The sequence below is a fragment of the Streptomyces sp. NPDC048415 genome (assembly GCF_040651675.1).
Taxonomy (GTDB): domain Bacteria; phylum Actinomycetota; class Actinomycetes; order Streptomycetales; family Streptomycetaceae; genus Streptomyces.
Map to the genome: position 1 here is coordinate 1 of NZ_JBEZKJ010000066.1, position 17735 is coordinate 17735.

Consider the following 17735-nt stretch of genomic DNA (forward strand, 5'->3'; position numbering starts at 1 on the left):
GCCCGCTCCTCCAGCCCCTCCGGCGTTTGAGGAGCGGGGGTTTGGGGGCGGAGCCCCCAAGGACGGGACGAGTAGGGACGGGACGGGTAGGGGCGGAGGGGGCGAGGAAAAATCCCCGCGACACCCCACCGTCGTGCACCTAGCGTGTGCCCATGACCCACCGCGGCGACATCGACGTACGAGCGATCACGAAGTCCGAGATCCCGGACTGGATCCGCGCGCTGAGCACAGGGTTCCTACGGCCCCCGGCCGTGCCGGAAAGCGAGATCGCGGACCGGAGTTCGTACATCGTGCCGGAGCGCACGCTCGGGGCGTTCGACGCCGGCCGCTGCGTGGCGACGTTCAGATCGTTCCCGCAGGAGCTCACGGCGGTGGGCGGCACGCCAGTCCCCGCGGACGCGATCTCGAATGTCACCGTCACCGCCACCCACCGCCGCCGAGGCCTCCTCACCCGCATGATGGCGACCGACCTGACGGCGGCGAAGGAGCGGGGAGACGTGGTCGCCACGCTCATCGCGGCGGAGTACCCGATCTACGGCCGGTACGGTTTCGGCCCCGCCACCACCGCCACCGAGTGGACCATCGACGTACCACGCACGGGCCTGGACCCCCGCTGGCAGGGCCCGTCCGACGGCGGCCGTATCGACCTGGTGGACGCCGAGGACGTCCGCAAGATCGGCCCCGAGCTGCACGAACGGCTCAGGCGCGCCCAGCCGGGTGCGGTCAGCCGCGACGAGCGCTGGTGGCGGCTCAACACCGGTGCACCGGGCGTGACCCAGCTCAGCCCCTGGACGGAGCCGTTCTACGCGGTGTACCGCTCCTCGTCCGGTGAGGCAGAGGGGCTGGTCTCGTACGAGTCGGACGACAACTGGGGCGACGCCAAGCAGCCGCTGAACACGGCGGCCGTGAACTGGCTGATCGCGGTGACGCCGGCGGCGGAGCGCGCCCTGTGGCACTACCTCTGCTCGATCGACTGGATCACGAAGGTCAAGACCGGCTGGCGGGCCCCCGACGACCTGGTGCCGCATCTGCTGCCGGATCCGCGTGCCGCCCGGATCACCACGCAGGCGGACTGGCTGTGGGTGCGGATCCTGGATGTCGTACGGGCTCTGGAGGCGCGTACGTACGGGGGCTCGGGGTCCCTGGTCCTGGAGGTCAACGACCGGGACGGTTTGTCCGCCGGGCGCTACCGGCTGGAGACGGAGCCGGACGGCGCGTCCTGCGCGCCGACCACTCAGGACGCCGAACTCGTCCTCGATGTGGGCGAGTTGGCGGCACTGTGGCTGGGCGACGAGTCGGCGGTGCGGCTCGCGGCGCTGGGCCGGGTGCGAGAAGAACGAGAGGGCGCCGCCTCCGTCGCCGACGCCCTGCTCCGCACGTCCAGGCGACCGTGGTGCCCGGACATCTTCTGAGTCGTACTGCGGCCCCGATCAGCCGGACCGGGCGAGCGGCACCACGAGGATCACAGCTCAGTTGCGCAACCGCCCTAAGCTGAAGCCGAGTTGTGGTGACCTGGCGGATGCTGTGCCCGCGCGGTGCGGGTCCGTGACCGCCGACTTCGACAAGGTGGCTGACAAGGTGAACGACAGCAGAAGCCTCTCGCCCCAGGAGATCGCCGACGTTCTGCGTGAGCGGATCCGCGTGGGAGACCTCAAGGCGGGGGACCGTCTGCCCACTCAGGCCGAGTTGGCGGAGGAATTCGACGTCGAGCGAGGCGCCGTCCGCCAGGCCCTGCGCGCGCTCCAGGAAGACGGCCTCCTCAGCAACGTCAGCAAGGGCAGCCCGCCGCGGATCGCCGAGGTCCCTCCTGTGCGGGGCGAACCCCAGCCGTCGATGGTGGGGCTGGCGCCCCGGATCGTCGAGGCGTTCTCCGTGCCGCACGTGCGCATCGACGCGGCCTGTCTCACCGCGGAGACCCTGATGCTGGCCCTCGGCGAGCCGGTCCGCCTGATCCACGAGGGAACGATCCGCCTCCAGTCGATCGACGTACGCCTCCTCCTCCCCTCCCGGGACATCACTCTGGCGTTCCCGGTCCCGGTGGAGGGCCGCGCTGAGGACGCTCCCGTCCACAAGCGCTGGCTGGACCAGCGCAACGCCCAGGCACACGTCCTGCGTCACAGCCTCCAGTCCCTGCGCTCCTCCCACGGCATCGATGTCCACGTGACCTTCCGCGCCCTGCCCTTCACCCCGCCGGTGAAGCTGTACCTGCTCAACGAGTCGGAGGCGCTGATCGCGTACTACATGATCACCCGGCGCGAGGAGACCCTGGACGGCGGAGCCATGGACATGTACGACGTCCTCGGCTCCGGCTCGCTCCTCTTCTCCTTCGAGAAGAGTTCCGGCCAACGGGACGCCGCCTTCGTGGACCAATCCCAGAAGTGGTTCGACGCCCTCTGGGAAACCATCACCACGGACCTGACACTCGCCTAGTGACTTCTGATACGGCGCAGACTGATTCGGTGGCGACACAGACAGAGAATCTGCGGGAAGTGATCACCCACGCCCGCTTCGTGCTCTTCGACTTCGACGGGCCGATCTGCCGGTTGTTCGCGGGCCACTCGGCGGGGCACGTGGCGAAGGACCTGGTCGAGTGGCTGGAAGGACAGGGGCTTCGGGGACTGCTGACCGAGCAGGAACGGGTCCATCCCGACCCGATGGTGGTCCTGCACGCGGTCGACCGGCGGCATCCGAAGAGCGCTCTGGTGAGCGAGCTGGAGCGGCGGCTCACCCAGCAGGAACTCAAGGCGGTTGCCTCCGCCTGGCCGACCGCGTACGCGGATCCGCTGATCCGCACCTGGGTCGCCCTCGGAGCCCGACTGGCGATAGCGACCAACAACTCCCCGCTCACCGCAGCGAGTTACCTCGAGAGCCGAGGGCTGGGTGCATGCTTCCAGCCCAACATCTACGGCCGCACCCAGGACCTGCACCACCTCAAGCCGGACCCGCACTGCCTCAACCAGGCCCTGAGCGCTCTGAGCGCCGCCCCGTCGGAGTCGCTCATGCTCGGGGACGCCCCCTACGACTTCGCCGCCGCTCAGCGGGCCGGAATGCCGTTTCTCGGCTATGCGCGCAACGAGCGCAAGGAGAAGCTCATGCGGGATGCGGGAGTCGAGAACATAGTGCGGTCGCTGGAGGACGTTCTGCGGGTGCTCCGCCTCAGGCCAGAAGCTGCAGGGTGAGCAGGAAGAGGACGAAGACCGCCCATCCCGCCAGCCGCGGATGTCCCGCTCGCATGCCCATCAACACCATGGTCATCAGGACCAAGCCCGTGAACCCGAGCTTCCACTGCACTAGTTGTGCCATGCCGAATTCGACCCCGGCACCGACCAGTTGGTAGAAAACCATGTCTGCACCCCGTTCACTTCACTGAAGCGATCAACAACCGGTCCAATTGGACTGGTTGACTTGAAAGCTGGTTTCCCTGCCGGGTTGATCCCTTAACCACCAGTCAAGTTGGGCTTCATGCTTGACTGAAACTGGTTTGCTTGTCGGCCAGAAGAGGTACGGTCGCCATGTGGAGGATGAGCGGACCGGTGAGGGAAGCGGGGGCAAGGAGTTCCGGCGCGTCCTGGACGTGCTGCGCGACCGCATGGCCAACGGGACGTATGCCCTGGGTAGTTCGCTGCCGGCACAGCGACTGCTCGCCGAGGAGTTCGACGTATCCAGAGACACCGTCCAGCGCGTGGTGAGAACCCTGGCGGGCGAGGGCTGGGTGGAGTCCCGGCAGGGCAGCGGATCCCGCGTGATCAAGACGCAGCGGATACAAGCCGCGGCTCCACAGGGCGCGAACCCTCGCTCCATGAGGCTCGTCGAGATCATCAGCGAGGCGTTCGACAAGCCGCAGGTCACCCTTGATGTCTGCACTCTGACGTCCGAATCCCTGGACACCCACGTCCGGTTGCAGGCGGAGCGGATCCGGGAGAAGCAGATCGAGCCGCAGCGCATCGCCGTACGCATGCTGATGCCTTCAAGGGCACTCGACATGCCCTTCCCCAGTAACCAGGCCGAACCGTCCGATCCGCGTCCGGTGGAGCGACTGTGGAACATCGCGGAGCGGCACACCGCCTCACTGCGGTACGTCCTGGATTCCCTCAGGGTCGAGAAACTGGTGCCGGAGGTCAGTCTTCAGATCCACCGCGTCCTGCTGGCGCCGGCCTTCAAGCTCTACCTGTTCAACGGATCGGATGCGCTGTTCGCGCCGTACAAATTGGTCCAGCGTCCGATCATCCTGGACAGCGGGGAGGAGATCGACGCGATCGACACGCTCGGGGTCGGTGCCGACTTCACCCACTACGAGAGGAGCCCCGACACGGGTTCCCCGGGCTCCTTCTTCGTGGACAGCATGCAGACCTGGTTCGATTCGGTATGGGACCACCTCCCGGGACAGGGAGTGTGACTGTCCGAGTCGCTGGGGGTCGTCTCCTCGCAGTGCCTTCGCATACGCCCAATCAGTGTTTCCCGAAGTCCTACGCGTGGCACTCGACCTTGCCGAGCTTCCGGACAATGCACACTTCAGGGCGGCGGGAAGTCGCCGCGCGCCCGCTCGACGGCGCGCCCGGTTGATGACGACGGAACGACGGGATGCTGTGACGCAGGACGACGACGCCCGGTGGGCTGATGAAGCCGACCACAAGGCCGGACGCGGGAAGCTGAACGATCCTTACGCCATGGGGGAGATCGCGCACCTCACGACGACGGGCCGATGCTTTCTCTTCGACTTCGACGGGCCCCTCTGCCGGCTCTTTCCGGACGGTGCGTCGGCGCCTCTGGCCCGGGAACTGCGCCGTACCGTCGCGCTGCGCAACGCTGGAGAGCTGCTCACGGAAGAGGTCCGCACGTCCATCGATCCACAGGTCGTACTGCGGGCCGTGGACCGAGCCCGGCCCGGCAGCGACCTGGTCGTGGAGCTGGAAGAGCGGCTCGCGGAAGGCGAGGCCGCCGCGGCGGCGATCGCGCCGCCCACGCCCGGCGCCGGTCTGCTGGTCCGCCGGTTGACGGAGGCCGGGATCCGCGTGGCCGTGGCCACGAACAACTCGCCGGACGCGGTGGCCGTATACCTGCGAAGAGTCCACCTCCACGAGTACTTCGAGGGCCACATCCACGGCCGTACCGACGACCCCCGACGGCTGAAACCCGACCCCGACTCTCTGTATCGGGCCCTGCGAGGCCTCGGCGCCGAGGCGCATGACGCCGTGATGATCGGGGACATGCCCACGGATGTGGACGCCGCGCGCGAGGCCAAGGTGGCATTTGTGGGCTATGCGCGTGATGAGGCGGAGGCCGGTCCGCTCTGGGGCGCCGGCGCCCCACTCGTCGTGTCCCGACTTGAGTTGCTGTCGGCCATGATTCCGCTGTCCCCTTCCTGACGGCCCTCGCGGAAGCACCATGAGCAGGCTGGGTTCAACTCAGGTGAACGGGGGGCTGTGGCGTTACCTTCTGGAATGCCGCGCATGAGCTGTCGGAGATCTCCGGGACGATCGCGGCGAGGGTTTCGTACGGCCGAACGAGCGGCCATGTGAAGCCGGCTGGCTCGTCGACCAGCCGGCCGAGCTGACCTTGCTCGGTCGACCACAGCGGCGTGCCTACCGGTGGAGCGAGATCGTCTGCTCGGCCCCTGTCGACCTCGACCGTCCGGTCACGGGGACGGCATCCCCCGCTCACACCTCCAACACCACCTTCCCCACCACCCTCCGCCCCTCAATAGCCGCATGCGCGTCCCCCGCCCGTCCGAGCGGGAACACCTCGCCGATCACCGGCCGCAGTCGTCCGGCAGCCGCCTCCGCGAAGGTGGTGGAGGTGAGGCGGTGCAGATCGGTGGCGGAGAACTGGACGTCGGCGATGCCGAAGAGCTTGATGCCGCGGCGGGCGGCTTCGGCCGGGTCGATGGGGGCGAAGCCACCCGACGGGGCGCCGTGGGCCGAGAAGCGGCCGCCCTCGGCGGTCAACAAGAAAGCGGCGGCGCCGAGTTCGCCGCCGACGCCGTCGAGGACGACGTCGGCCGCCTCGGCGCGGTCGTTGCCGCCGAGGGCCGTGCGGGCGGCTGCCGCCCAGCCGGGACGCGCCGCGTCGATCATCGCGTCCGCGCCCAGTTCCCGTACCAGGGCGAGTTTCGCCTCTCCCCGGGCGACCCCGACCACGCGTGCCCCGCGGGCGTGGGCGAGCTGGACCAGGAGCGTGCCCATGCCTCCGGAGGCGCCGAGGACGAGGACGCGGTCGGTGGGGCCGATGCCGGTCAGTTCGATCAGGCCGGTGCCGGTGACGCCGTCGTGGACCAGGGCCGCGGCCCGGCGGAGGTCCAGCGCGTCCGGTACGACGGTCAGGGCCGAGGCCGGGGCGACGGCCCGCTCCGCATAGCTGCCGGTCACGAACGCGGCGACCCGGCGGCCCAGCCACTCGGCGGGCACGTCGGGGCCGAGGGCGCCGACGACGCCCGTCACGCCGCCTCCGGGGACGTACGGGGGTGTCACTGGGAAGAAGTCGCGGCCCCAGCCCGACCGCACCTGGGTCTCCACGAAGATCGTGTCCGCGTATGCCACGTCGATCACGACCTCGCCGGGCGCCGGGACCGGGTCCGGGACCTCCACCGGGACGAGAACCTCGGGACCGCCGAACGCCTTCACCTGTGCTGCTCGCATGGGAACACTCCTGAAAAACCTGGACAGAAGAGGTATCGCTCGCAGTCTTCGACCTCAAGTCCGGTTGAGGTCAAGAGCGGCCCGGTGTGCTGCGTAGGCTCGGTGGCATGGCTGAGACGGGCCTGCGCGAGCGCAAGAAGCAGCGGATGTACCAGGTTGTCTCCGACATCGTGACCGGGCTCCTCCTGGAGAAGGGCTTCGACGCCGTGTCCGTCGCCGAGGTCGCGGCCGCCGCCGAGATCTCCAAGCCGACCGTCTTCCAGTAGTTCCCGGCCAAAGAGAACCTCGTGTAGTTCCCGGCCAAAGAGGACCTTGTCCTGTACCGGTTCAGGACCTCGTCCTGTTCCGGTTCGCCGATCACGAGACGGAGTCCGCGCGGGTGGCCGGGGCGGGAGCGTCCGCGCTGGCGGCGCTGCGCCGGCACTTCCTGGCCGGGCTGGAGCCGTGCGATCCCATCACCGGCCTCAAATGACGCCCCGGAGATGCTCGCCTTCCACCGGCTGTACGTGGTGCCGACACGGGCGGTGTCGCGGCTGGACGTGGTGCACGCGCGCCCCCTTCCCTGGTGAGTCACCAGGGAAGCGGGCGGCCGTCGCGGAAGAAGCCGCCGGTGGGGCCGTCGTCCGGGAGGGTGGCCGCCCAGACGACGCTCGCGGCGCCCTCCGCCACCGGACGACCGCCGGGTCCGCCCATGTCGGTGGCGACCCAGCCCGGGCAGACCGAGTTCACCAGGACGCCGTCGGCGCGCAGTTCGCCGGCGAGCATGCGGGTGAGGGCGTTGAGGGCCGCCTTGGACGCGGAGTAGGCGGGGGTGCCGCCGCCCATGCCCGTGAGGGACGCGGCCTCGCTGGAGACGTTCACGACGCGCGGATGCGCACTCGCGCGCAGGAGGGGGAGCAGCGCCTGCGTCAGCCGCCAGGGACCGTACAGATTCGTCTCGGCCGCCTGCCGTACGACGTCCAGGTCGGCGGTCGTGGCGCGCTGCCAGGTGTCGTACGTGATCGCGGCGTTGTTGACCAGGACGTCGAGGGCGTCGATGTCCCGGGCGACCGCGTCGATGTCCGCCTCGGAGGTGACGTCGAGGCGGAGCGGACGCGCGTTCGGCCCGAGGGCCCGCGCCGCCTCGGCGGCCGCTCGCGCGGACCGGGCGGTCACGAACACGGTGTGACCCGCCGCGGCCAGCTGCCGGGCGACCTCGCGGCCGATGCCACGGTTGGCGCCGGTGACCAGCGCGATCATCGCGGTGCTCCCGCCGGAGTGATCATTGCGGTGCTCCCGCCGGGGTGTAGAGGGGGATCAACTGCTCTTCCTCATTTCAAGCGTCCAGTACGGCGATGTCGAGTCGGTCGAGGCGCGACGGTTCCGCGATGACGCCGATCTCGGTGATGCGTTCGTCGCCGGCGAAGGCCTCGACGACACGGCGCCCGCGGGTCAGATCGGCCTCGGGCAGCACGGCCCGGCAAGCTCGGACGTCTCCGCGACGACCTCGCCCGCAGCGTCGCCGGTCGGCGTCCGGCGATTGCTGGGAAACTCCGGCAGGGCTCTTCGGGCCGTAGCTCGGCCAGACCGGTTCAGCGCCCGGACACTGGGCGATGACCAGGGCGCGGCGGCGGATACCGCCGGCACGGCGGCAGGTGCGCCGAGGTGGTCGGTGCGCCGAGGTGCTCGGTGGTGTGGGCGGAGCGTGCGAGCGCGCCGCGCCACGCTTCCGCGTTCGTCCACGTCGGCCTCGTCGAAGGCGATGGCGAAGTCCGCGGCGTCATCGTTGTCGAACGGGCCGACGTGCCAGGTCCCATGGTGATCTCCGGTTGGCCCCGGCGTCACGGTGCCGTCAGCCACTGACACTCCTGTCCTGTCCCAGATAAGTCTGGGCAGGACGGGCCCCTCACCTGTGCTGCCTACGGTTGAGCGGGACAGGCTGGTGCTTGTTGTCCCGCTCAACCGTAGGCAGCGTGGCCTTTTAGTTCCGGAGCCAGGCCGACAGCCGTAGGCGGGTTGGGCCCGGTTTGGTGATTGTGGCGGTCCGGGACGTCGCTTTGCATTTCCGTGCTTCGCGAGCGAGTCGGTACTCGTCCGCCGCGCGGATCAGTTCTTGAGAGCGGAGCTGGTGCATGGTGAAGTGCATGCCACTCGCTCCTACTGCTGGAGCTCCAGCACGTCGGCGATCACGCAGCTGACGTTGTCGGGGCCGCCGGAGTGGTTGGCCAGGGCGATGAGTTCGCGTACTGCCTGCTCTGGGTCGCTGATCGTTGTGACGACCTGGCGTACTTCCTCGGTCGGCACCACGGTGGACAGGCCGTCGGAGCAGAGCAGGTAGCGGTCTCCGGGCTGGGCGTCATGCAGGCGCATGTCGGGGGTGACTTCGCCTCCTCCGGCCAGGGCTCGTATCAGCAGCGACCGCTGGGGATGGGATGTGGCTTCTTCCGGGCTGAGGCGTCCTTCGTCGACCATCGACTGCACCATGGTGTGGTCGTGGGTGATCTGGAAGAGCTCTCCGTCACGCAGGAGGTAGGCGCGGGAGTCGCCGATGTGGACGAGGGCCAGTTGCGATCCGGTCCAGAGCATCGCGGTGAGCGTGGTGCCGACCTCTTGCAAGGAGGGGTCGGTTTCGGCGACTCCGTGCACGGCTCGGTTGGCCTGTTCGATGGCGTCTTCGAGGACGTTGAGGAGATTGCCTGCCGGGATGCTGTCGGTTTCGAGGCGCTTGAGTGCGTCGATGGCGGCGGCGCTTGCGGGGGCGCCTCCTCGGCCGAAGCCGTCGGCGACGGCGAGCAGGCGCGATCCGGCGTAGGCGGTGTCCTGGTTGCTCTCGCGGACCAGGCCGGCGTCGGACAGTGCGGCGTAACGGATGCCCAAGGGCTTGGCGGTCGGGGACATGGCGGGGTCCTCCCAGGACAGGTGGCCGATGAGGAAAGAAGCGAGGTCCCGTCGGGCGGTAGTGTCGGCCTCGACCTGCGCCCAGAACGCGCGGACCGCTTGAGCCGCCTCGGGGGCTTTCAGCTCGCAGACGACCTGAATGCGGGCCAGCGGCATTCCGAGACGACGAAGCCAGGCGACCAGCCGGGCCTGCTCCAGTTGCTCCGGAGCGTAAAATCGGTAGCCCGTCGCCGGGTCGACACGAGCGGGGGTCAACAGCCCGAGTTCGTCGTAAAAACGCAGAGCCTTCGGCGACAGCCGGGATGCCTTCGCGAACGCCCCGATGGTCAGCAACCCCATGCTCGCTCCTCCTCATGCCGAGCACATTGCCCGGCCCTTTGATGCTGTGGCCTCCCCCAAGGTGAAGGTCAACTAGCGGCTCTCCGACCGGACAACAAACCCCAGATCTGGCTCCGGGCGATCGTGCTGCACGGCTACTTCGATGCGCATGGCGGTCCGCTTGAGTTCGGTGAGGAACCACGCCCGGGCCGTGGTCCGGAGCGCTCGTTCCTGGCGCAGTCGTCGGTTGAACTCCGCTCTGAACTCTTTGAACTTCGTTTCGTCGTCAGTAAGAGCGAGACTCCGCCAGTAGGGGGATGCAAAGAGTGAGGTCATCCGGGAGGTTCGCCCCTTCGACCCACGCCGCTATGGCGCCGTCTACCCGGAAGTCGTCGAGGCCATAGCATCGCGTGATCCCGCTCCAGCCAGGACTCGAACCCCACATGCCCACCGGTCGTCGACGACCAATACAACCCAGGGAAATGCCGTTGCCCGCGATATGACGGGAAGCTGCGGACCGGCCGCACGGCCTCGAACGGCACCGAGATCGCATCCGCCAACGGCAGCCGACGTTCACCTTGGTCGTCCCGCCAGCCGACCTCGAAGCCGTCTACATGTGACGGCTTCGTCCCCTCCAGCACACCCAGCCCCATGTATGCCGCTCTGCAGACCTGCAGGAACTGAGCAGCTTGAATGGGGCCAAACCCCTCGGGTGATTACACAGCCCGGCGCGCCCCCCGTCGCTGGGCCGTGTCTTTTCACTGCTGAGGCGAGGTGAGGGGCTTTCGGTAAGAGCTGAGCGTCACGCCGACGGCCGGGTGAGTTTGGCGGCCACGGCGTCGAGGACCCAGTCCAGGCCGGTTGCGAAGGATGTCTCGGCGTCCACGTCCGTGCCGTCGTACACGGCCTTGGCCAGCGCCGGGAAGCGGCCGGTGGCCAGCATTCTCGTCACATGCGGGCCGTGGGCGCGCTGCCAGTCGTGCTTGGACAGGCCCGTGGCACGCTCGGCCCGCAGGTTCGCGATCTCGCGCCTGATCGCGCCAATGAAGTAGGCGCTGACGGTCTCCAGGGCGCGCATGACGGTGTCGACATCGGTGAGGCCGTCGAAGGCAGCCAGCGTGGCCTCGGTCACGGCGAGACCGTTCGGACCCAGGGTCGGGCGACCGCCGAGCAGGTCGGCCAGCCATTCGTGGCGGAGGGCGGCCTGCCTGGTGCGCTGGGCGAGGCCGCGCAAGGCCTCCCGCCAGTCACCGGGCTGCTCCTCGGGAAGAGTCTCGGCCTGGACCTCGTCCACCATGAGGTCGAACAGCTCCTCCTTGGTGGAGATGTATCTGTACAGCCGCATCGGACCGGCGTCCAGGCGGGCCGCGACCTTGCGCAACGACACCGCCTCCAGCCCGCCCTCGTCGGCCAGTGCGATGGCGGCGGCGACAATCCGCTCCCGGTCGAGCGGCACGGGGCGAGTCGGCGGCTCCGGCCGGTCCCAGACAGTCATGCTCACACCGTACCGTTGCGATGCGCCGTATACGAGCAATACAGTGTATCGACATGAGACATCGCATCGCAGTGGTCGGGAGCGGTCCTGCCGGCCTTACCTTCGCCCGTGTCCTGCACCGCCATGACCACCCCGTCACCGTCCTCGAACGCGATCCCACCCCCGACGCCCGCCCCCCGGGCGGCACGCTGGACCTGCACGAGGGGATGGGTCAGCTCGCGCTGGACAAGGCGGGGCTGCTGGCGGAGTTCCAGGCGCTGTCTCGTCCCGAGGGGCAGGCCATGCGCATCCTGGACACGGACGGGACCGTCCTGCGCGACTGGCAACCCCGCCCGGATGACCGGGCCAATCCCGAGATCGACCGCGGGCAACTGCGTGACCTGCTGCTCGGCCCTCTCGACGTCCAGTGGGGTCGGGGCGTGACGCAGGTGGTGCCGGGGACCCGGGATGGCGTACTGGTCCATTTCGCGGACGGGCGACAGGAGACGTTCGACCTCGTGGTCGGCGCGGACGGCGCCTGGTCCCGGATCCGCCCGGCGGTCTCGTCGGCGACACCGCACTACACCGGCGTCACCTATGTCGAGACCTCCCTCGACGACGTCGACACCCGCCACCCTGACCTCGCCCGGTTGATCGGCGACGGTTCCATGGCTGTGTATGGCATGAACCGGAGCCTCGTCGCCCAGCGCAACAGCGGCGGCCACGTGAAGGTGTACACCAAATTCCGCGCGCCGCTGGACTGGCACACGAACCTGGACCTGACCGACGTCGAGGCCGTGCGATCGAGTCTGCTGGCTCTGTTCGACGGCTGGGCCGCTCCCGTCCTCGACCTCCTCCGCCACGGCACCGCTTTCGTCCACCGCCCGCTCTACGTCCTGCCCGTGTCCCACACCTGGACCCACGTCTCCGGGGTGACGCTACTGGGCGACGCCGCCCATCTGATGCCCCCATTGGGGGCGGGCGCGAACCTCGCGATGCTGGAAGGCGCCGAACTCGCCGAGTCCATCGCCACCGGCCCCGGAGATCTGGACGAGACCGTCCGAGCCTTCGAGGAGCAGATGTGGGCGCGGGCGGGCAGGTGGGCGAAGATCACGACGGCCGGTCTGGAACGCCTCGTGAGCCCGGACCCGGCCGAAGCCCTCGCCCTCTTCGACCAGGTCCAGCCATCCTGACCGCCAAGCGCGAGAGCACCAGCACCAACAGCTCGCCACGGCTTCACGGGGCAGTACGGCACCGCCGCGGTTCCCAAAAATCCGGTCCGATCCTCCTCGCGGGCTGGGAGGGCAGCTAGCTACGCAGGTCGTCCGGGGCCCGTTCACTTCATACTGCAGACCCAGCGGGAAACCGCAGATAGACCGGGAACGGACACCGGCGTCCCGGTGCCGTCAGCCACTGACATTCCGCCGTGAGAGCCGTGTCGGAGTGGTGTGGCGCACTTTTGCAAGCGGCGTGCTTGCAATTGTTAGCGAGAGTGCGGCAAGGTAGGGGCATGGCATCGCTCAACGTCGGCAATCTTGGTGAGTATCTGCGGGAACAGCGGCGCACCGCGCAGCTGTCGCTGCGGCAACTCGCCGACGCCGCCGGGGTGTCCAATCCGTACCTGAGCCAGATCGAGCGCGGGCTGCGCAAGCCGAGCGCGGAGGTGTTGCAGCAGGTCGCCAAGGCGCTGCGGATCTCCGCCGAGACGCTGTATGTGCGGGCCGGCATCCTCGACGCCGAGCGGGACCGGGACGAGGTGGAGACGCGCGCCGTCATCCTCGCCGATCCCACGCTGAACGAGCGGCAGAAGCAGGTGCTGCTCCAGATCTACGAGTCCTTCCGCAAGGAGAACGGCTTCGAGATCGCCCAGGCGAGCGAGGACACGCACGGGACCGACGTGCACCGCGGCCCCGGAATCGACCCGGACCAGGACATACCGGACGCCCAGGACACCGCAGTCCGCGGCCCCCGCACGGCCGACGGAAGCGATGCCGGTCCGCAGCAGACCGCCAGTTGACCAGCACCATGAGCACCACGCGTACGACGAGGAACACGGCCGACCGGCCGGTCCCGCCGCGGATCACCAAAACCCTCAGCTGAAGCGAACACGGGAGGACCATCGTCATGGCCATCACCGACGACATCCGCAAGGCCGCTACGGACCCCACCCCGCTCTACTTCCTCGCCGGCACCGCCGACCTGGCCGTTCAGCAGGCCAAGAGGGTGCCCGGCATCGTGGAGCAGATCCGTGCCGAGGCCCCGGCGCGCATCGAGACCGTCCGCAACATCGATCCGAACGCCGTCCAGGAGAAGGCCACCGCCCGCGCCAAGGAGGCGCAGGAGACCCTCCAGACCAAGGTGACGGAGTTCATCAGCAGCCTCGACACCGACCTGAAGAAGCTCGGTGAGTCCGCTCAGGACTTCGCGCTGCGCGGTGTCGGCGTCGCCGCCGAGTACGCCGTCAAGGCCCGGGAGACGTACGAGAAGGTCGCCGAGCACGGCGAGCAGACCGTGAAGACCTGGCGCGGCGAGGCCGCCGAGGAGATCGAGGAACTGGCCGTGGCCGTCGAGCCGAAGGCCGAGCCGGGCGAGGGCGAGATCCAGGTCGAGGACAAGCCCGCCGAGGCCGGTGCCGAGAGCTCCGCCAAGAAGGCCGCGGCGAAGAAGGCCCCGGCCGCCCGCAAGGCCCCGGCCGCCAAGAAGACGACTCCGCCGGCCAAGTAGGACATGCACTTCGCGTTAACCGGACGGGCCGGGCACTCTCAGAGTTCCCGGCCCGTTCTCCGGGTACGGTGGCCGTAGAGACGACTCGAACCGGGCGGTGGGCATTGTGCTGATGACGGCATTCGGCGGCTTGATGTGGCTGATCTTCACGGCCATGCTCGTGCTCGCCGTGGTGGCACTGGTGATGGCCGGGCTGGCCCGCGAGGACGCCTATCGCGCCGCCGACAAGCAGAACAAGGTGTTCTGGCTGATCATCCTCGGCATCACGGTCGCCGTGAACCTGCTGGTGCCGATGCTCTTCCTGCAGATCGCCGGTCTGATCGCCACGATCGTCTTCTTCGTCGACGTGCGCCCCGCCCTGCGCCAGGTCTCCGGAGGCGGCCGCGGCCGCCGCGGCGGAAGCAGCAGCGACGGCCCGTACGGCCCGTACAACGGTGGCCGCTGAGACCACGCCCGCCCTTACAACGGCGGTCGCTGACACCGGCTGCCCCGGCAACGGCGGCTGCTGAGCCCGCCCGCCCCGGCAACGGCGGCCGCTGAAACGCCCGCCCTGCAACGGCTGCTGAGACCCGCCCGCCCCTGCAACGGGCGGCCGCTGACACCCGCCCGCCCTGCAACGGCGGCTGCTGAGACCCGCCCGCCCCTGCACCGGCGGCCGCTGACACCCGCCCGCCCTGCAACGGCGGCTGCTGAGACCCGCCCGCCCCTGCACCGGCGGCCGCTGACACCCGTACCGCCCTTACAGCGGCGGCCGTTCAGACCCGTACGACGGTTACGGCGTCCTGTCCAGCAACAGCACCGCCACGTCGTCCGCCAGTTCGCCGCCGTTGAGCTCGCGCACCTCGTTCACCGCCGCGCGCAGCAGCTCCTCGCCCTCGAGTCCCTGGGCGAGCTGACGGCGGACCATGTCGACCATGCCGTCCTGGCCCAGGCGCTCCCTGCCCTCTCCGATGTGGCCCTCTATCAGCCCGTCGGTGTAGAGCATCAGGCTCCAGGCGGCGCCCAGCTCCACCTGCATACGCGGCCAGCGGGCGTGCGGCAGCAGGCCGAGCGCGGGGCCGTTGTTGTCGTACGGCAGCAGTTCGGCGGGTCGGCCAGGGCGGGCGATCAGCGGGGACGGGTGACCGGCCAGGCACAGCCCGGCGCGGCGGCCGTCCGGGGCGATGTCCACGGTGCACACGGTCGCGAAGATCTCGTCATTCTCGCGCTCGTGCTCCAGGACCTGCTGGAGCGTCGAGAGGAGTTCGTCGCCGCACAGCCCCGCGAACGTCAGTGCGCGCCAGGCGATGCGCAGCTCCACGCCGAGCGCCGCCTCGTCGGGCCCGTGCCCGCAGACGTCGCCGATCATCGCGTGCACGGTGCCGTCGGGCGTGCGGACGGTGTCGTAGAAGTCGCCGCCGAGCAGGGCGCGGGAGCGGCCGGGGCGGTAGCGCGCGGCGAAGCGCAGCGGGGAGCCGGAGCCCTCGAGGAGCGGAGTCGGCAGCAGGCCGCGCTCCAGTCGGGCGTTCTCCTGGGCGCGCAGCTTCGACTCGGTCAGCCGTCGCTCGGCCTTGTCGGAACGCTTCCGCTCCACCGCGTACCGGATCGCACGGCTCAGCAGCCGTCCGTCCAGCTCGTCGCGGAAGAGGTAGTCCTGGGCGCCGACCCGCACGGCCTCCGCGCCGCGCTCGGCGTCCCCGGACGCGGTGAGCGCGAGGACGGCGTGCCGGGGCGCGAGCCGCAGCACGTGCTTGAGGGTGGCCAGCTCGTCGTCACTGTCCGCCGCCCGGCCCGGCGCCGGAAGCGCGAGGTCGAGCAGGATGCAGTGCACGTCGTCGGTGAGGAGCCGCTCGGCCTCGGTGAGGTTGCGGGCGGTGCGGATACGGATCGGCTTCCCGGTCGCGTCGAGCATTTCGGGCACGCTCAGCGAACCGGCCGGGTCGTCCTCGATGACCAGCAGGGTCAGGTTGGTGGTGCTGTCGGCCGGGGCGGTGGCGCGGGGCGCCGGCGCCGCACCGGACGGGCCGCCGGTCGAGTCTCCGGATGGGCCGCCGGGTGAGAACGCGGCTTGAGCCTGACCACTCTCCACGGCCGGGATCGCTCTCTGCCGCGGTACGGGTACGGGCATCGTGTCGGTTTCCTTCCCTCCCCCCGAGGGCGTGGCGGGACGAAGGACCTCGCCCCACCGACGGGGACCATAGCGTCAGCCGGTGCCGCAACGGAATGGTGTACGGCACGGTGTCCGGCAAACGGCCACCGTCATATGCCGCATCCTGTACCGCACTTGGACAGGATGCGGTTCCCTCAGAGATGACGAACGTCACGTCCCCACGGTTGCGCCACGTGGGCAACCGTGCGGTGCGTCACGTGGGGCAGGTCACCTGCCTCCGGCGCCGCGTACCTACGCGAGCGAGGGCATTCCGGACGTTGGTGCCCGAGTCGGTCGGCGAGGCGTGAGCCGTCACGCGTCCGGCCGTACGACCCCCAGGATCGGCATCGACCCCGCCCCCGTGATCGTCACGGTCCGCCCGGGGCGGGGCGCGTGCACGATCGCGCCGTCGCCTACGTACATCCCGACATGGCTGGCGTCGTCGAAGTAGATGATCAGGTCGCCGGGGCGCATGTCCTTGATGCCGACGTGGGCGAGCTGCTTCCACTGCTCCTGAGAGGTACGCGGAATGCCGTGCCCGGCGGATGCCCAGGCCTGTGAGGTCAGCCCCGAGCAGTCGTACGAGCCCGGGCCCTCGGCGCCCCATTCGTACGGCTTGCCCATCTGGTCGGTCGCGTACTTCACGGCCTTCTTGCCCTGCTCGGACGCCTTGCTGTTGATCTCCGCGAGGACGCCGGAGCTCAGCCACGCCGACTGCGCCTGGTAGGCGGCCTTCTCCTCCAGCTTCGCCAGCCGCTCCTTCTCCTTCTTCTCCAGCTGGGATTCCAGCTTCTCGGCGGCGGCGATCTGCTGCTTGATCTTCTTCTTGGCCGCGGCCTTGGCCTTGCGGCCCGCCTCCAGCTTCTTCCACTGCGCGGAGGCGTCCTTGGCGTACTGCTCCAAGTCCTGCTGGGTGCGGGTCATCTCGGCGAGCAGCCCCTTGGTCGCGTGCTCGCCCTGCCGCAAGCGCCCCGCGCCGTCCAGGAACTCCTGCGGATCGTCGCTCAGCCACAGCCGTGCCTCGGGCGGCAAGCCGCCACCTCTGTACTGCGCCCGGGCCGCGGCGCCCGCGCGATCCTTCAGCTTCTCCAGCTTCGCCTGACCCTTGACGATCTCGCGGGCCAGGTCGACGATCTCGGCGGACTGCTTCTTGGCCTTCTCCTCCGCGGCGTTGTACGCGTCCGTGGCCACCGCGGCGGAATGGTAGAGCTTGTCCAGTTTCTTGTGGATCGCTTCAAGGTCCTTGTTGCTGACGGGCGTTGGGGTCGCGGAGGGCGTGCGGGTCGGTGTCGGTGTCGGGCTCGCGTACGCCACGCCGGGTGTTGCCAGCACCGCGCAGGCACATGCGCAGGCCAGGGCCATCGCCGCCGTGCTCAGGCTCCGCTTGCCGGATCCCATTACTCCGCCCCCTAACTGATTTACCGTCAGTAACTTACGGACGCCTGGGGGATCGTGCCATGTCGGCGCGCAATGCGACAGAGGCGGGCAAGAACTCCCCACCCCCTGGCCCGACTCCCCACCCGGCTCCCTCCCGCTTCCGCAAGACGATCTCCCCGCCTGTGTGACGAACCAGTCACGG

The 17735-nt window shown here is 69.3% G+C and carries 18 protein-coding genes and 2 pseudogenes; 10 read left to right on the forward strand and 10 right to left on the reverse strand.

Annotation, left to right across the window (positions count from 1 at the left end; all coding sequences use genetic code 11):
• The first annotated feature begins 152 nt into the window (after positions 1-152).
• The 3 genes from AB0D27_RS32025 to AB0D27_RS32035 all read left to right on the forward strand — a co-directional run bounded on the left by AB0D27_RS32025 (position 153) and on the right by AB0D27_RS32035 (position 3179).
• On the forward strand, positions 153-1412 hold the full coding sequence (locus AB0D27_RS32025) for a GNAT family N-acetyltransferase (RefSeq protein WP_362515748.1): 1260 nt from the start codon (positions 153-155) through the stop codon (positions 1410-1412).
• A gap of 166 nt (positions 1413-1578) precedes the next feature.
• Positions 1579-2430, forward strand: a complete 852-nt coding sequence (locus tag AB0D27_RS32030; RefSeq protein ID WP_362515814.1) for a winged helix-turn-helix domain-containing protein — start codon at positions 1579-1581, stop codon at positions 2428-2430.
• Positions 2379-3179, forward strand: coding sequence for an HAD family hydrolase (locus tag AB0D27_RS32035; RefSeq protein ID WP_362515750.1), 801 nt, complete (start codon positions 2379-2381; stop codon positions 3177-3179). The genes AB0D27_RS32030 and AB0D27_RS32035 overlap by 52 nt, the downstream gene beginning before the upstream one ends.
• Here AB0D27_RS32035 and AB0D27_RS32040 read toward each other — a convergent pair.
• Entirely contained in the window at positions 3157-3345 is a 189-nt protein-coding gene (locus tag AB0D27_RS32040; protein ID WP_362515752.1) for a hypothetical protein, read from the reverse strand. The genes AB0D27_RS32035 and AB0D27_RS32040 overlap by 23 nt on opposite strands.
• A gap of 169 nt (positions 3346-3514) precedes the next feature.
• Here AB0D27_RS32040 and AB0D27_RS32045 point away from each other — a divergent pair, with 169 nt between their 5' ends.
• Both AB0D27_RS32045 and AB0D27_RS32050 read left to right on the forward strand, forming a co-directional pair.
• Entirely contained in the window at positions 3515-4396 is an 882-nt protein-coding gene (locus AB0D27_RS32045; RefSeq protein ID WP_362515753.1) for a GntR family transcriptional regulator, read from the forward strand.
• A 271-nt stretch (positions 4397-4667) separates the two neighbouring features.
• Positions 4668-5366, forward strand: a complete 699-nt coding sequence (locus AB0D27_RS32050) for an HAD-IA family hydrolase (RefSeq protein WP_362515755.1) — start codon at positions 4668-4670, stop codon at positions 5364-5366.
• A 291-nt stretch (positions 5367-5657) separates the two neighbouring features.
• Here AB0D27_RS32050 and AB0D27_RS32055 read toward each other — a convergent pair whose 3' ends face one another.
• Complete coding sequence (locus tag AB0D27_RS32055; RefSeq protein ID WP_362515756.1) at positions 5658-6635, reverse strand: zinc-binding dehydrogenase; 978 nt, start codon at positions 6633-6635, stop codon at positions 5658-5660.
• 107 nt (positions 6636-6742) lie between these two features.
• Here AB0D27_RS32055 and AB0D27_RS32060 point away from each other — a divergent pair.
• Positions 6743-7138, forward strand: a pseudogene (locus AB0D27_RS32060) (TetR family transcriptional regulator); the annotation flags it as partial.
• 67 nt (positions 7139-7205) lie between these two features.
• On the opposite strand, the gene AB0D27_RS32065 reads toward AB0D27_RS32060, so the two are convergent.
• From AB0D27_RS32065 to AB0D27_RS32090, 6 genes and pseudogenes are all read right to left on the reverse strand, one after another.
• The gene (locus tag AB0D27_RS32065; RefSeq protein ID WP_362515757.1) at positions 7206-7874 is read right to left on the reverse strand and encodes an SDR family NAD(P)-dependent oxidoreductase; all 669 of its coding nucleotides are present in this window, start codon (positions 7872-7874) and stop codon (positions 7206-7208) included.
• A gap of 76 nt (positions 7875-7950) precedes the next feature.
• Positions 7951-8088 (reverse strand): hypothetical protein, encoded by a 138-nt coding sequence (locus AB0D27_RS32070; RefSeq protein ID WP_362515759.1) that lies wholly within the window; start codon positions 8086-8088, stop codon positions 7951-7953.
• Positions 8067-8480 carry a DUF4259 domain-containing protein gene (locus AB0D27_RS32075; RefSeq protein WP_362515760.1) on the reverse strand — a complete coding sequence of 138 codons (414 nt, stop codon included), beginning with the start codon at positions 8478-8480 and terminating at the stop codon, positions 8067-8069. Before AB0D27_RS32075 ends, AB0D27_RS32070 begins: the two co-directional genes overlap by 22 nt.
• A gap of 291 nt (positions 8481-8771) precedes the next feature.
• Positions 8772-9851 carry a MerR family transcriptional regulator gene (locus AB0D27_RS32080; protein WP_362515761.1) on the reverse strand — a complete coding sequence of 360 codons (1080 nt, stop codon included), beginning with the start codon at positions 9849-9851 and terminating at the stop codon, positions 8772-8774.
• 380 nt (positions 9852-10231) lie between these two features.
• Positions 10232-10483: pseudogene (locus tag AB0D27_RS32085) on the reverse strand (transposase); the annotation flags it as partial.
• Positions 10484-10632: 149 nt separating this feature from the next.
• Positions 10633-11325: a TetR/AcrR family transcriptional regulator C-terminal domain-containing protein gene (locus AB0D27_RS32090; protein WP_362515763.1), complete on the reverse strand. Its 693-nt coding sequence runs from the start codon at positions 11323-11325 to the stop codon at positions 10633-10635.
• A 53-nt stretch (positions 11326-11378) separates the two neighbouring features.
• On the opposite strand from AB0D27_RS32090, the gene AB0D27_RS32095 reads away from it, so the two are divergent.
• The 4 genes from AB0D27_RS32095 to AB0D27_RS32110 all read left to right on the forward strand — a co-directional run bounded on the left by AB0D27_RS32095 (position 11379) and on the right by AB0D27_RS32110 (position 14473).
• Complete coding sequence (locus AB0D27_RS32095; RefSeq protein ID WP_362515764.1) at positions 11379-12497, forward strand: NAD(P)/FAD-dependent oxidoreductase; 1119 nt, start codon at positions 11379-11381, stop codon at positions 12495-12497.
• A 317-nt stretch (positions 12498-12814) separates the two neighbouring features.
• The gene (locus AB0D27_RS32100) at positions 12815-13321 is read left to right on the forward strand and encodes a helix-turn-helix transcriptional regulator (RefSeq protein WP_362515765.1); all 507 of its coding nucleotides are present in this window, start codon (positions 12815-12817) and stop codon (positions 13319-13321) included.
• Between the two features lie 107 nt (positions 13322-13428).
• On the forward strand, positions 13429-14028 hold the full coding sequence (locus AB0D27_RS32105) for a hypothetical protein (RefSeq protein ID WP_362515767.1): 600 nt from the start codon (positions 13429-13431) through the stop codon (positions 14026-14028).
• Between the two features lie 106 nt (positions 14029-14134).
• Positions 14135-14473 (forward strand): DUF2516 family protein, encoded by a 339-nt coding sequence (locus tag AB0D27_RS32110; protein WP_362515815.1) that lies wholly within the window; start codon positions 14135-14137, stop codon positions 14471-14473.
• Between the two features lie 327 nt (positions 14474-14800).
• Here AB0D27_RS32110 and AB0D27_RS32115 read toward each other — a convergent pair whose 3' ends face one another.
• Together AB0D27_RS32115 and AB0D27_RS32120 are read right to left on the reverse strand one after the other, a co-directional pair.
• On the reverse strand, positions 14801-16135 hold the full coding sequence (locus AB0D27_RS32115) for a SpoIIE family protein phosphatase (RefSeq protein ID WP_362515768.1): 1335 nt from the start codon (positions 16133-16135) through the stop codon (positions 14801-14803).
• 333 nt (positions 16136-16468) lie between these two features.
• Positions 16469-17554 carry an NlpC/P60 family protein gene (locus AB0D27_RS32120; RefSeq protein WP_362515770.1) on the reverse strand — a complete coding sequence of 362 codons (1086 nt, stop codon included), beginning with the start codon at positions 17552-17554 and terminating at the stop codon, positions 16469-16471.
• Between the last annotated feature and the right edge of the window lie 181 nt (positions 17555-17735).